Source organism: Chitinophaga sp. 10T418 (genome assembly GCF_056394125.1).
In genome coordinates this window covers 415,664-427,675 of the sequence record NZ_JBFTHG010000003.1, presented here as the reverse complement: position 1 = coordinate 427,675, position 12,012 = coordinate 415,664, and the positions used below count along the sequence as shown (strand labels likewise).

12 protein-coding genes are annotated in these 12,012 nt (G+C 44.7%); 7 read left to right on the top strand and 5 right to left on the bottom strand.

The features are described 5' to 3' along the window. Nucleotides 1–11: 11 nt before the first annotated feature. Nucleotides 12–680 carry a futalosine hydrolase gene (gene mqnB, locus AC1DCV_RS09845; protein ID WP_477023042.1) on the bottom strand — a complete coding sequence of 223 codons (669 nt, stop codon included), beginning with the start codon at nt 678–680 and terminating at the stop codon, nt 12–14. A 114-nt stretch (nt 681–794) separates the two neighbouring features. Between mqnB and AC1DCV_RS09840 the strand changes: the two genes are divergently transcribed. The 3 genes from AC1DCV_RS09840 to fabD all read left to right on the top strand — a co-directional run bounded on the left by AC1DCV_RS09840 (nt 795) and on the right by fabD (nt 2,873). Then, nucleotides 795–1,208 carry a 6-pyruvoyl trahydropterin synthase family protein gene (locus AC1DCV_RS09840; RefSeq protein ID WP_441573641.1) on the top strand — a complete coding sequence of 138 codons (414 nt, stop codon included), beginning with the start codon at nt 795–797 and terminating at the stop codon, nt 1,206–1,208. A 54-nt stretch (nt 1,209–1,262) separates the two neighbouring features. Next, nucleotides 1,263–1,850, top strand: coding sequence for a GTP cyclohydrolase I FolE (gene folE / locus AC1DCV_RS09835; RefSeq protein ID WP_477023041.1), 588 nt, complete (start codon nt 1,263–1,265; stop codon nt 1,848–1,850). Nucleotides 1,851–1,982: 132 nt separating this feature from the next. Further along, a complete protein-coding gene (gene fabD / locus AC1DCV_RS09830; RefSeq protein WP_441573643.1) occupies nt 1,983–2,873 on the top strand; it encodes an ACP S-malonyltransferase in 891 nt (296 codons plus the stop codon). A 122-nt stretch (nt 2,874–2,995) separates the two neighbouring features. Here the strand turns inward: fabD and AC1DCV_RS09825 are convergent, their stop codons facing one another. The 3 genes from AC1DCV_RS09825 to AC1DCV_RS09815 all read right to left on the bottom strand — a co-directional run bounded on the left by AC1DCV_RS09825 (nt 2,996) and on the right by AC1DCV_RS09815 (nt 5,536). Further along, nucleotides 2,996–3,847 (bottom strand): GNAT family N-acetyltransferase, encoded by an 852-nt coding sequence (locus AC1DCV_RS09825; RefSeq protein ID WP_477023040.1) that lies wholly within the window; start codon nt 3,845–3,847, stop codon nt 2,996–2,998. 73 nt (nt 3,848–3,920) lie between these two features. Then, nucleotides 3,921–4,388, bottom strand: coding sequence for an N-acetyltransferase family protein (locus AC1DCV_RS09820; RefSeq protein ID WP_477023039.1), 468 nt, complete (start codon nt 4,386–4,388; stop codon nt 3,921–3,923). Between the two features lie 11 nt (nt 4,389–4,399). Next, the gene (locus AC1DCV_RS09815; RefSeq protein WP_477023038.1) at nt 4,400–5,536 is read right to left on the bottom strand and encodes a serine hydrolase domain-containing protein; all 1,137 of its coding nucleotides are present in this window, start codon (nt 5,534–5,536) and stop codon (nt 4,400–4,402) included. A gap of 103 nt (nt 5,537–5,639) precedes the next feature. Here AC1DCV_RS09815 and AC1DCV_RS09810 point away from each other — a divergent pair, with 103 nt between their 5' ends. The 4 genes from AC1DCV_RS09810 (at nt 5,640) to AC1DCV_RS09795 (ending at nt 10,800) form a co-directional block, all read left to right on the top strand. Continuing rightward, the gene (locus AC1DCV_RS09810; protein WP_477023037.1) at nt 5,640–6,131 is read left to right on the top strand and encodes a DinB family protein; all 492 of its coding nucleotides are present in this window, start codon (nt 5,640–5,642) and stop codon (nt 6,129–6,131) included. A 47-nt stretch (nt 6,132–6,178) separates the two neighbouring features. Beyond that, on the top strand, nt 6,179–6,874 hold the full coding sequence (locus tag AC1DCV_RS09805) for an NUDIX hydrolase (protein WP_477023036.1): 696 nt from the start codon (nt 6,179–6,181) through the stop codon (nt 6,872–6,874). An 84-nt stretch (nt 6,875–6,958) separates the two neighbouring features. Next, nucleotides 6,959–8,884: an ATP-binding protein gene (locus AC1DCV_RS09800; RefSeq protein WP_477023035.1), complete on the top strand. Its 1,926-nt coding sequence runs from the start codon at nt 6,959–6,961 to the stop codon at nt 8,882–8,884. Then, the gene (locus AC1DCV_RS09795) at nt 8,881–10,800 is read left to right on the top strand and encodes a sensor histidine kinase (protein WP_477023034.1); all 1,920 of its coding nucleotides are present in this window, start codon (nt 8,881–8,883) and stop codon (nt 10,798–10,800) included. Before AC1DCV_RS09800 ends, AC1DCV_RS09795 begins: the two co-directional genes overlap by 4 nt. 86 nt (nt 10,801–10,886) lie before the next feature. Here the strand turns inward: AC1DCV_RS09795 and AC1DCV_RS09790 are convergent, their stop codons facing one another. Further along, nucleotides 10,887–11,900: a beta-ketoacyl-ACP synthase III gene (locus tag AC1DCV_RS09790; RefSeq protein ID WP_477023033.1), complete on the bottom strand. Its 1,014-nt coding sequence runs from the start codon at nt 11,898–11,900 to the stop codon at nt 10,887–10,889. Nucleotides 11,901–12,012: the final 112 nt, after the last annotated feature.

Below are 12,012 nucleotides of genomic sequence, written 5' to 3'. Positions count from 1 at the left end.
ATTGTCTGTTGTTAAATGCCGGCCAGTGTTTGCACCGTTCTTACCAGTTCTTCGTTGAGTGTTTTTATCGCGAGGGGAATCTTCCATTTACTTTTATCCCTGATTTCCACATAATTAGAGAGACTTCTCAGCTGAAGGAAAGGAATATTTTCCAATAGGCAGGCATAATGGAAGGCTGCACCTTCCATACTCTCTACATCGGGATCATATTTACCTACCAGTTTCCTGATGGCGGCTTCGCTGCCGCTAACCAGGTTTACGCTTACACCGGTGGCGATAGAGAGTGGGGGCAGCTCAGGCAGGCCAGCAAATGTATTCTCCAGGCAAGTGCCGGTGAAGGGTGTTTGTGAAGGCTGCCAGAGCTGTATATCAAATAAATCTTTAAACTGATCATTGTCTTCTGCTCCGAGATCGGCCAGGTATTCCCGTTTCACGGTGACTACTTGTCCAAGCTCCCAATCGTGGCGGAAAGTGCCTGCGATACCCGCTTGTATGGCTATATCGGGCTTATGCAGGATCAGGTGCCGACCCAGACTGAAAGCAGTGTGCATCATGCCAATCCCGGCAATGAGGATATCGATTTCGCAATTAGCGGCGGATAAGGTTGGGCGGTGTTGGTCCAGGAACTGTAAAAAAGGTTGTATTTCCAGTGTGGTAGCCGCGGTTACCAGTAATTTCATGCCGTAAAAATACGGCAAAATTGATTGTTCCCCATGTAAAACAATTGACAGGAATTAGGATAATTTGGGGCTACTCATTTAATAGTGGTATTTTTGCAAAAATTTTTTGCAATAATGATTTATTTAACGCGAGTAGAAAACTTCAATGCTGCGCATAAGTTATCTAACCCGGCTTGGAGCAAAGAAAAGAACGAAGAAGTTTTTGGTAAATGCGCCAACGAAAACTGGCATGGTCACAATTACGAACTGCACGTCACTATAAAAGGTAATCCTGATCCGGAAACAGGTTTTGTATTCAATGCCAAGACATTAGGTGTGATTATCCGGGATGCTGTCATCGAAAAGATAGACCACCGGAATCTGAATATGGACGTAGATTTCATGGCAGGTAAGTTCACCTCAGCCGAGAATCTTTCTATTGCTATCTGGGACCAGTTGGCCAAACATTTGCCGGCAGATGTACAACTGCATTGTATTAAGCTCTACGAAACCCCTCGCATATACGTAGAATATTACGGAGGAAAATAGTGAAGACAGGTAGCGTATATGTCAGCCTTTGAAATTTGCTAAAATCATATAAGAATGGCGTATAATAAGATTGAAAGTTACAATGAAAAGATCACGTCCGGTCTTGTAGAAAATTATAAAGAATGTCTGCACCTGTTAGGAGAAGATCCTGCCAGGGAAGGATTAGAGAAAACGCCTGAGCGCATGGCCAAAGCCATGCAATTCCTCACCCAGGGTTATCAGCAGGACGCTCGTGCTATCCTGGAGGGCGCAAAATTCACAGAGTCATATAGCGAAATGGTGATCGTAAAGGATATAGAAATATATTCTATGTGTGAGCATCATATGTTGCCCTTTTTCGGAAAGGCACATGTAGCCTATATTCCGAACGGATATATTACAGGCCTGAGCAAATTAGCCCGGGTAGTGGATGTATTTGCCCGCCGGTTACAGGTACAGGAGCGCTTAACACACCAGATCCTGGATGCGATACAGGAAACCCTGCAACCGCAAGGTGTTGGAGTAGTAATAGAAGCGCAGCATCTCTGTATGATGATGCGCGGTGTGCAGAAACAAAACTCTATCACCACCACTTCCGCCTTCAGCGGCCAGTTTGAACATGGTGATACCAGGGCAGAGTTCATGAAACTGATTTCCAAATAACATAAAAGACATAACGATATAGGGATTTTTGCTGGCGTAAACCCGGCAGAAATCCCTAAATGTTTTTATAATTCTTTTACTTGTATATTTGGAAAATTATTAATTTGAAAAGCTAAAACACAATATATCAACATGAAGCATGCTTACGTATTTCCCGGACAAGGATCACAGTTTCCGGGTATGGGCAAAAATCTGTACGACACCAATGCAAAAGCTAAAGAACTTTTTGAGCAAGCCAATGAAATTTTAGGGTTCCGTATTTCTGATATCATGTTTAATGGTACAGATGAAGACCTGAAGCAAACCAACGTTACACAGCCAGCCGTATTCCTGCATGCTGTTATCGCTTTTCTGTGTACTGAACATTCACAGCCGGAAATGGTAGCGGGCCACTCCCTCGGTGAGTTTTCTGCCCTGGTAGCTAATGGTGTACTGTCGTTTGAAGCGGCATTACGACTGGTAGCTATCCGCGCCAATGCCATGCAGAAAGCATGTGAACAGCAACCATCTACCATGGCTGCAGTACTGGCACTGGATGACGCCAAAGTAGAAGAAATATGCGCTGCTGTTACCGCCGAAACCGGCGAAATAGTAGTACCTGCCAACTATAACTGTCCTGGTCAGCTGGTAATATCCGGTACCATCAAAGGTGTGGAAATTGCTTGTGAAAGAATGAAGGCCGCCGGTGCCAAACGTGCATTAGTATTGCCGGTAGGAGGCGCTTTCCACTCTCCGTTAATGGCATCTGCCAAAGACGAATTGCAGGCAGCTATTGATACCGCTACTTTCAATACGCCTACCTGCCCTGTTTATCAGAACGTAGCAGCTGCAGCGGTGACCGATCCTGCACAAATCAAACAAAACCTGATTGATCAGTTAACAGGCGCTGTAAGATGGACACAATCCGTTCAGGCAATGATTGCCGACGGTGGCCATGAATTCACCGAAGTGGGCCCTGGTAAAGTATTACAGGGACTGATCCAGAAAATTAATAAAGAAACCGTGGTAAACGGAATTAACTGATACAAGAGCTTTTAGCTATTAGCAGTTAGCTTTTAGCAAAATGCAGCGAAAATAAAAATGCAGCGGAGATTAAGTATTGCTTAATCTCCGCTGCATTTTTGCTAAAAGCTAAAAGCTAACTGCTAAAAGCTTATCGCCATCTCATACTGCGATAAATAATGTGCCAGGCCGGCCTGCTTAAGAAATGTACCTATTTCCGGAAAATGTTCATCAATGTTGATGATCGTCATAGGGCCTTCCAGCACCTCCGCTGCATGCTGTAATAATGCAGTACCTATTCCTTGTCTGCGGAAACCGGGGTTTACAGCAATGTTTCGGATTCGCCGCGTATCTCTGTGTACACTGATATATCCGGCGGTTTCTCCATCTGCTGTTGCTTCCCAGGTAATGGTAAATGCACCTTCTCTTTGAATACTGCTCATAGTATTAGACCAGGAAGGCTCCATATCCATAAACGTTGATAACAAGGCCCAGTCGGGTGTTTTATTTTCTTTTATGGAGATGTCTGCCGCGGGTTTACGCATATCCACTTCGCCTTTGAACGAATGGATGATGCGGGTTTTATCGAACCCACTGTTTGTATAGGCTTTGATAGCCGGCAGATTGGTGCTGATTACTTCCAGTATTATTTTCCGGATACCCTGTTCCTGGTAAACCGGTATAAATTGTGAGTACATTTTCTGCACCAGATGTTGTCCACGATAAGTTGGTATTACGCCGGTACCACCATTGTATAAAATGGTAGGATGTACCAGGTTATCTACTGCGTGTAAAATGAAACCACCAAGTTCTTCTCCTGCGAATGCGCCAATGGAATAATTGCGTTGCAGATTTTCTCCCTGTATCTTTTGTTCCATTATAGAAGGCGTAAGATGCAGTGGTACTATATAATCGCTGAAAGCTGCGTTGAATGCGTCGCAGAGATGAGGCGTGGTAACGTTGTGAAGGGTTCGGAAATCGTTAATAAAAATCATAGCGAAATGGTATGTCATCAATATTAGCAATGATTGATGACATACCCTCCCGGAATTTTATGAGCGGAAAAAATTATTGTAATTCTATGCTGACATTAATCCATTCAGGATCAAATTTGGTGGTATATTTTTTATAGAAATTAATGGCAGGTGTATTCCATTCCAGCACCTGGAACATGATGCCACTAAATTGTTTTTCTTTCGCTTCTTTCATTAGTTCATCAAAGAATAACTTACCAATACCTTTGCCACGCCATTTTTCTGTTACGATGATATCTTCCAGGTACATGCGACATCCTTTCCAGGTAGAGTAGCGGGTATAATAGAGTGCCATTCCATGTATGACTTCCCTGCCGTTGATTTCGGTGGTGGCCACGAATGCTTTCCACACCGGTTGGGCACCGAAACCCGCTTCTTCAAAATGTTCGAGACTTACCGTTACCTGCTCCGGTGCTTTTTCAAATTCAGCCAGCTCACGGATCAGTTCCATCAAACGCGGACAATCTTCTTTTCGTGCAACCCTTAACGTTATATCTTCCATATCTGTAAATATTAATCGAGCGAATCAACTATCTGCTTTAGTATACCGGGCCACCAGTCTGTTTTACCCCAGTGCTTACCAAAACGTACTATCACAGCTTGTTTGCGGGGACAAATGTAAATGAACTGTCCTTTTGCTCCTAACGCAAAATAATCAAAATTGTGCGGATCCATCTGTAGCCCCCACCACAGGTATTTGTAATAACCGGATGAGCTGCCTGTCCACTTACACAGGGGAGGAGATAACCGGGAGATATATTTTTGTGTATCGGCTTTAAGCACCGGAGGACTCACAGATTCTTCCAGCCATGCTGTGGGGATCACCTGTTTGCCGTTGATGGCCCCGTTTTGCAGGTATAGGGCACCAAAGCGTACAAAATCCATGGCGATAGCATTGAACCCACTTTCCATTTTCGCAAACCGGGATGCGTGGCTGTCCATGCTCCAGGAGGCATCCTCGGCGGCGCCTATATGCTGCCATATCTTTTCCTGGAAATATAAAGGCACCGGCTGCCCCGTGGTTTTTTCCAGGATCATACCCAGTAAAAGGAGGTTGTAGTTGTTGTAGTGGTATGTACTACCTGGTGTTTCCACCAGCCTGGTTTTCAGCGCCTGTTCCCTTAAATGGGTTCCGTAATAGATCCGGGCATCGTCCGACCAGGGTGTTACACCTTCCCGGTACTCCAATCCGGAACACATTTGCAAAAGGTGCGCAATGGTAATATCCCGGAGCCCCGGAACATCATACGACGGTATATATCTCCCTACAGTATCCTGTATACTATGGATGGCGCCTTCTTCCAGGGCAATGCCGGTAAGGGCAGATACCATAGATTTAGCGACAGAAAAAGAGGTGTTGATGGAGTTGGAGGTGTAACCATTAAAGCAGGCATCCAGTAGTATTTTGTTTTGCTGCATTACAATGCAGGTGGTGGAACCGGTTTGTGCCAGCAAATCAGATAGCAACGCTTGCTGTGGCCGTCCATGGTAAGTATGCGTAATGGTGCGTTCTTTCCAGCCGGACCGGGCATCTTCAAAATTCCTGACAACACCATTGCGCCGGATCAGGGCATTGGGAAAGTGCCGGTAGTCGGTTATCTGCGGGATGTTCCTGATGATGCACCTGCTTAGATAGGTAAGCGTATTCATGGTCTCGAGATTATAGGGAGCGCAAATATCGTGTGCTAAAATGAAAAACAATATTGTAATTTGTAGGATGTTTGCTGCGGGATTGCATTAATCTTTTTTTTACATGAAAAATATGCTGGTGCACTACACTTCTTACAACCACTGGGCTAATCAACAGTTGGTAAAGGGGTTGCTTAAACTAACGGAAGAACAACTGGACGAACCGCTGGGTGCCGGTTTTTCAACGGTACGTGCTACTGTTTACCACTTGTGGCAAGAGGAAAGTGCCTGGTATCAACGATTACAGCTCACAGAGAAAACAACGGATCCTACCATTGGCTTCAGCGACTCTTTTGCAGTGGCCTGTGCTACCTGGCTAAAACAATCGTTGTTACTGGAAGAATGGGTCGGGAAAGCCAACCAGGTGAAGTTGAATCATACCATTGCTTATACACTCAAAAAGAGTGAACATTATAAAATAGCCGTTCAGGACGTTATTATTCAGGTATGTAATAATAGTACCTTTTACCGGGGACAACTGGTATATATGTTAGGACTATTAGGTGTCAATAAAATACCTGTTACCGATTACAGTCGTTTTAAACCTAAAAAATAGGTCGATTTTATTATTTTTACCGGATATTCTGCCTTTAAAATTCCTTTATGAATGCTGCTTCTTTTTATGCTAAAGCCCCTAAACACCTGGTGGCAGTAGATTGTATCATCTTCGGTTTTGATGAAGGCCGGTTGAAGTTATTGATCATGCAACGAAAAGTGGCTCCTATGGCCGGCGAATGGTCGCTGGTAGGAGGCTTTGTACAGGAAGATGAAAGTACGGATGAAGCGGCTGGCCGTGTGCTGGAACATACAACCGGTTTGGATGATATTTATATGAACCAGCTGCATTGCTATGGCAATGTAAACCGGGATACGGGCGCCAGGGTAATATCCGTTGCCTATTACGCACTCATACGCATTAAGAACCACGATAAGCCGTTGGCCAGAGAGCATGGTGCTCACTGGCTGGAGCTGCACGAAATACCCCAGCTGATCTTCGATCATAGCAAAATGATTGAAGATGCCCTGGCAGCGCTCCGCAATAATGCACAATTCCATCCCATTGGTTTTGAACTGCTGCCGGAGAAATTTACCCTCTCACAACTAAGAAGTCTCTACGAAGAAATTTATCAGAAAACACTGGATAAGCGCAACTTCCGTAAGAAGATATTATCCCTGGATGTAATGGAAAAACTGGAGGAAAAAGACAAAACATCTTCCAAAAAAGGGGCACATCTGTACCGCTTCGATCCTGAAAAATATGAAGCACTGAAACGTAAAGGGTTGGTGTTTGAAATCTAGGGACTGAAAATGAACAAAATGGATGGCAGTCAGCACCGTAAATAAAACTATTTTACGGATTGTTGATTCCCAATTATGGTATGGATGCGCCATGCGGGCCTTTGTTGTCTGCTATTCCTTTCAAAAACATTGTGCGGGCAGCATAATGATATTACGGCAATTAAGCATGCGTTATCGGGGATAACGGATAGCACGAAGTATGTGGATGCGTTAAACAGGTTGTCGTCCCTGTATCTTCCCTGTCAGCTGGATAGCAGTGGCGGGTATGCAAAAACGGCTAATGACATCGCCACCAGGATTCACTACGACAAAGGTCACCGGGATGCCCTGCGTGGCCTGGGCCGCTATTATTCCCTGCGTCCCCACCGTTACCTGTCTTTTTTATTTTATGATAATGCATTAACCGCCTGCCGCGCTGCCGGCGACTCAACAGGTGTGGCGGTATCGCTGATGAACATCGGTACCTATTATCAGTACCAGGGTAAACATGCGGAAGCACAAAATTACCTGAACAAGGCATTGAAAGTAACCTGGGCACCGGGGCTGGATTCTGTACGGGCATGGGTGCTGGTGAACTACTACCTGGTGAATGCTGGAGATACGGCAGCATTGGTATTCGCACAAAAGGCGCTGCAACAAGCCGTGGCACTCACTGCCAGGTATCATGACCGGTTAGGGATGTTGTATGTGCAATTGTTTGAAGCCCATGAAGATCTCCGGGCAGGAGAAATAAAGAAAGCAGAAGAAAAGCTGAAAAAAGTAATATGGGTAGCCGACAGCGCAGGACTTAATTACATCGCCATGTATGCCAGTGCACAGTTAACAGGTTACCGGATCTGGCAAAGAAAAGCGGATTCCCTACTATATCAGCAGCAATCAGTTAACTATGCCCTTGCTGGTGGATATACCGGGTTAATGCTGCCGGTGGTCACTACCTTGTTTAATTGGTACCAGCACCGGAAAGATGCCAGGCACGCAGCAGTGTACAGCCGGATGGCCCTGCATATTATGCAACAGCAACAGGAAGATATGCAGGCAGGAGAGGCAGATTACCTGGCCTGTAATTTCGGAGATGAGCTGATGGACTCTTTGAAAATGCAACACCAGTCGCAGCGTGAACAATTGGAACATACCCAAACGACTAACCATTTCTGGTACTACCAGCTCATCATCATCACAGCCATCGCCATACTGCTGGTGATCTTGCTGACGTATTTTATCCGGGCTTACCGGCTTTCAAAGATCAACAGCGCCAGCATGGCCACGCTGCAGGAAGAAATCCGCAAAGGAAATAAAGCATTACAGGATAGTGATGATTTCAAGAATAAGCTGATCTCAATGATAGCGCATGATTTTAGAACACCCCTGCACAACATTGTTAATATTACCGGGTTTATAGATGAAAAAGCGCTCACTGTAACAGAGGCGGCAGAGATGATCCTGGAGGTAGAACAAACCGCTACCACCACGCTGGGGGTATTTGAAGAAATATTAAAATGGATACGTACCCAGCTGTCAGGCTTTGTATATCATCCGGAAATATTTTCGCTGACAGATATGATCCGTGCAGTAACGCAAAGTTTACAACATTTATTAAACGAAAAGAAAATACAATTGATAACGAATATCCCGGAAGGAACAACTGTGTTGGCCGATTTTGAAATGCTGCAGTTCATTCACCGGAATTTTTTACACAATGCCATTAAATTTTCGCCTGAAAATGGTGTAATAACGATAAAGGCTATACGGAATAATGGGTGGCTGACAGTTTCCTTTACAGATGAGGGTTCGGGCATTGATGCGGTGGTATTGCCATTGTTATTTGCCTGGAACAGCAAAGCCTATGAACAGGAGCGATCCGGCAAAGGTGCGGGTCTGGCATTGATCATCTGTAAAGACTTTATGGATAAAATGGACGGGGACATTAATGCACAAAATAATGAGCTGCAAGGGAGCACTTTTTATTACCGGCTCCCAGAATCGTTGAAAAGCGCACCAAGCGAGAAATGAGAAAAACCTCTACTGAAGCACGTTATAAGCATAAATTAGCTACCTTATGGCTAGCTATTGTATGGTTATGCGCTGTTTACAACACAAACGCACAAAGTCCGCAACTGCCTGAGTTATTGCAGGAACTAAAAACGACGAAGGACAGCAGCCATTATGTAAATACGTTGGGAAAACTGGGGGCGTTGTACATGATGATCAACATAGACAGTAGCTTTTTGTATGCTATCAGAACATATGAAGTATCTGACAGACTGCATGATAAAAAAGGTTTGGCTGATGCCTATGATGTGTTGAGTTTTTGCTTTGCGCTGAGAACAGATTTCAACATTGCCGGCATCTATGCGTACAGGGCATTGCAGTTACATAAATCATTGTCTGATAGTGCGCGTATTTGCAAAACCCTGAGTAACCTGTATCTCTACTACAGGAATATGGGCAGGCCGGCAGATGCCAACAATTATTTTTATGAAGCCTTTAAGATGGCCAGCCGGCTACCGCCCTCAGCAGATTCGATGTACAGCATACTGCTGGTAAATTATGCGATGCGGTTTTATAATGATACTACCCGTAAGGACTCCGTACAATGGGCGTTTCGAACCGCACGGCGTATTTCAGAAAAATACCCCCGTAGCCGCCTGCCATTATATATTGACGCCTATGAGGCAGATACGCTGGTAAAGCAAGGACGTGGAAAAGAGGCAGAAGTAAGGATGAATCAGCTGGCTGCCGAAGCATTGAAACGAGGATTGTTATATGTAGCGATGGATATATATAATCGCATGGAAAACTACCACGGGATGGGATATACGATAGACTCTACCCACTACCGGGAGCTATCTTATGAACTGGCTAAGCAAGCAGGTTGCATAGAATTAAATCTTGCTACCATAGCCGGTTTATATGACTACTACCGGTTGGCAAATGATACGGGCAAAGTGAATTATTATAGCGGTGAAATCATGCGGATGTCCGCTCAACACCGTTATCAGCCGGACCGGGATGTGGTGAATTATATCGATTATTTTTTAAAAGAACAGGCCTTACGGCAACTATCCAAAAGTAATCTGCAACAGCAGCAGGAACTGGAAAAAGGGAGAATAAAAAAAAGGAACAGCCAGTTTGTGATAGCCGGGTTATTTATTATTGTGATCCTGCTATTCATCTTACTTTTCAGCCGTTATCAGCAATACAGTGCATCGCAGGAGCAGGAACAGCAACTGTCAGATAGTTATACCGACATTTCGCTGAAGCGCGTAGCACTGCGGGCCAATGACGAGTTTAAAAATAAGCTGATTACGATCATCGCCAATGATTTCAGGGCGCCGCTGTATTACATTTCAAATGTAGCGGGGCGGTTAAAAGATCATGAAGAAGACCCTGTGACCATGACTGCGCTGATAAAGAAGATAGCAGATGTTTCCGGCAGTACATTGTCTGTTTTTGACAATATCCTGAAGTGGATACGCCTGCAGTTGGCGGGATTTGCGTATCATCCTGTCCCATGCCGGTTGTATGATGCAATACAAACAGTATTGAAACCTGTGTATGCCGCTATTACTGAAAAATCTTTGGTGGTGGTGAACCTGGTTCCGGAGGACTTTACCTTACCGGCAGATGGGGAAATGCTTCGCATGGTGCACCAGCACTTATTGCGGCTATCTGTGCATTATGCCCGACCGGGAAGTTTGCTAATTATTTCTGCCTGGAGAAGTGAAGGACTGATATATAGCCGCATCATTGCAGATACCGGTACAGATGCGGCTGCCATTATAAAAACTTTATCAGACTGGCAACAGGATATGTACGCATTGAGTTATGCTATTACAAAAGACTTTATTGATAAAATGAATGGTAGCTTACAGGTAACGGAGAGTGAGGGGAAATACCTGGTATTTACGGGGATATTGACGGGATAATATAGATCCCGGATGCCCGTACTGTGTTTCTGGAGAATTTCTTTCTGAAACAAAGTATGGGCGTCCGGAAGTCAAAAATGCTATTTTTATTTTTTTCCGTACTGATCGCCATCGTATGCCCAACGGATATAGTTGGCTCCCCAGGTAAATCCGCCACCAAAGGCCGCCATCATGATGTTGTCGCCTTTTTTGAGGAATTTTTCATAGTCCCACAGGCACAAAGGAATAGTACCGGCAGTGGTGTTGCCATAGCGGTGAATATTCATCATTACCTTTTCATCGGGAACGTTGATATACTGGGAAGTGGCTCCAATGATACGTTTGTTGGCCTGATGAGGTACCAGCCAGGCGATATCTTCTGAGGTCAGGTTATTACGTTCCATGATATCTTTTGCTGCCCCCGCCATGTTAGACACCGCATACTTAAACACCATTTTGCCTTCCTGGTATACGAAGTGCTCACGGCTGTTTACTGTTTCAATAGTTGCGGGTTTAACAGAGCCTCCGGCCTTCATGTGAAGGTATTCACGGCCATGGCCATCACTTTTCAGGATACTGTCAATTAAGCCATATCCTTCGGTGTTGGCTTCCAGCAGTACGCCGCCGGCGCCATCGCCAAAGATGATGCAGGTAGTCCTGTCCGTATAGTCAATGATGGAACTCATTTTATCAGCACCAATTACCATTACTTTCTTGTAACGGCCACTTTCAATGAAGCGGGCACCGGTGTCCAATGCGTATAAAAAGCCTGAGCAAGCAGCACTGATATCAAAGCCGAAAGCATTTTTAGCACCGATTTTATCGGTTACTACGTTGGCTGTGGCAGGGAAGGTCATGTCCGGGGTAACAGTGGCCACAATTAACAGATCAATTTCTTCCGGAGAAATGCCTCTCTTGTTGCAAATTTCAAGAGCTACCGGTACACACAGATCAGATGTCCCTTTCCCTTCTCCCTTCAATATCCTCCTCTCTGAAATGCCCGTCCGGGTTATTATCCAGTCGTTTGTTGTATCTACTAATTTTTCTAATTCCTGGTTGGTTAGCACGTAATCGGGAACATACCCACCCACCGCTGTAATAGCGGCCGTTATTTTATTCATATAAACTAAATATGTGTTTAAAACGAGGCGTAAAAATACGATATAAACGTATATTTCCTAAAAAAGTCGAATATGACGAACTTTAACGATTGACAATCCGTTAAAAGTTAGC

Bases quoted from the DNA above. Each gene is read 5' to 3' on its own strand.
- mqnB (WP_477023042.1), bottom strand. From the start codon at position 680: ATGAAATTACTGGTAACCGCGGCTACCACACTGGAAATACAACCTTTT.
- AC1DCV_RS09840 (WP_441573641.1), top strand. From the start codon at position 795: ATGATTTATTTAACGCGAGTAGAAAACTTCAATGCTGCGCATAAGTTA.
- folE (WP_477023041.1), top strand. From the start codon at position 1,263: ATGGCGTATAATAAGATTGAAAGTTACAATGAAAAGATCACGTCCGGT.
- fabD (WP_441573643.1), top strand. From the start codon at position 1,983: ATGAAGCATGCTTACGTATTTCCCGGACAAGGATCACAGTTTCCGGGT.
- AC1DCV_RS09825 (WP_477023040.1), bottom strand. From the start codon at position 3,847: ATGATTTTTATTAACGATTTCCGAACCCTTCACAACGTTACCACGCCT.
- AC1DCV_RS09820 (WP_477023039.1), bottom strand. From the start codon at position 4,388: ATGGAAGATATAACGTTAAGGGTTGCACGAAAAGAAGATTGTCCGCGT.
- AC1DCV_RS09815 (WP_477023038.1), bottom strand. From the start codon at position 5,536: ATGAATACGCTTACCTATCTAAGCAGGTGCATCATCAGGAACATCCCG.
- AC1DCV_RS09810 (WP_477023037.1), top strand. From the start codon at position 5,640: ATGAAAAATATGCTGGTGCACTACACTTCTTACAACCACTGGGCTAAT.
- AC1DCV_RS09805 (WP_477023036.1), top strand. From the start codon at position 6,179: ATGAATGCTGCTTCTTTTTATGCTAAAGCCCCTAAACACCTGGTGGCA.
- AC1DCV_RS09800 (WP_477023035.1), top strand. From the start codon at position 6,959: ATGCGCCATGCGGGCCTTTGTTGTCTGCTATTCCTTTCAAAAACATTG.
- AC1DCV_RS09795 (WP_477023034.1), top strand. From the start codon at position 8,881: ATGAGAAAAACCTCTACTGAAGCACGTTATAAGCATAAATTAGCTACC.
- AC1DCV_RS09790 (WP_477023033.1), bottom strand. From the start codon at position 11,900: ATGAATAAAATAACGGCCGCTATTACAGCGGTGGGTGGGTATGTTCCC.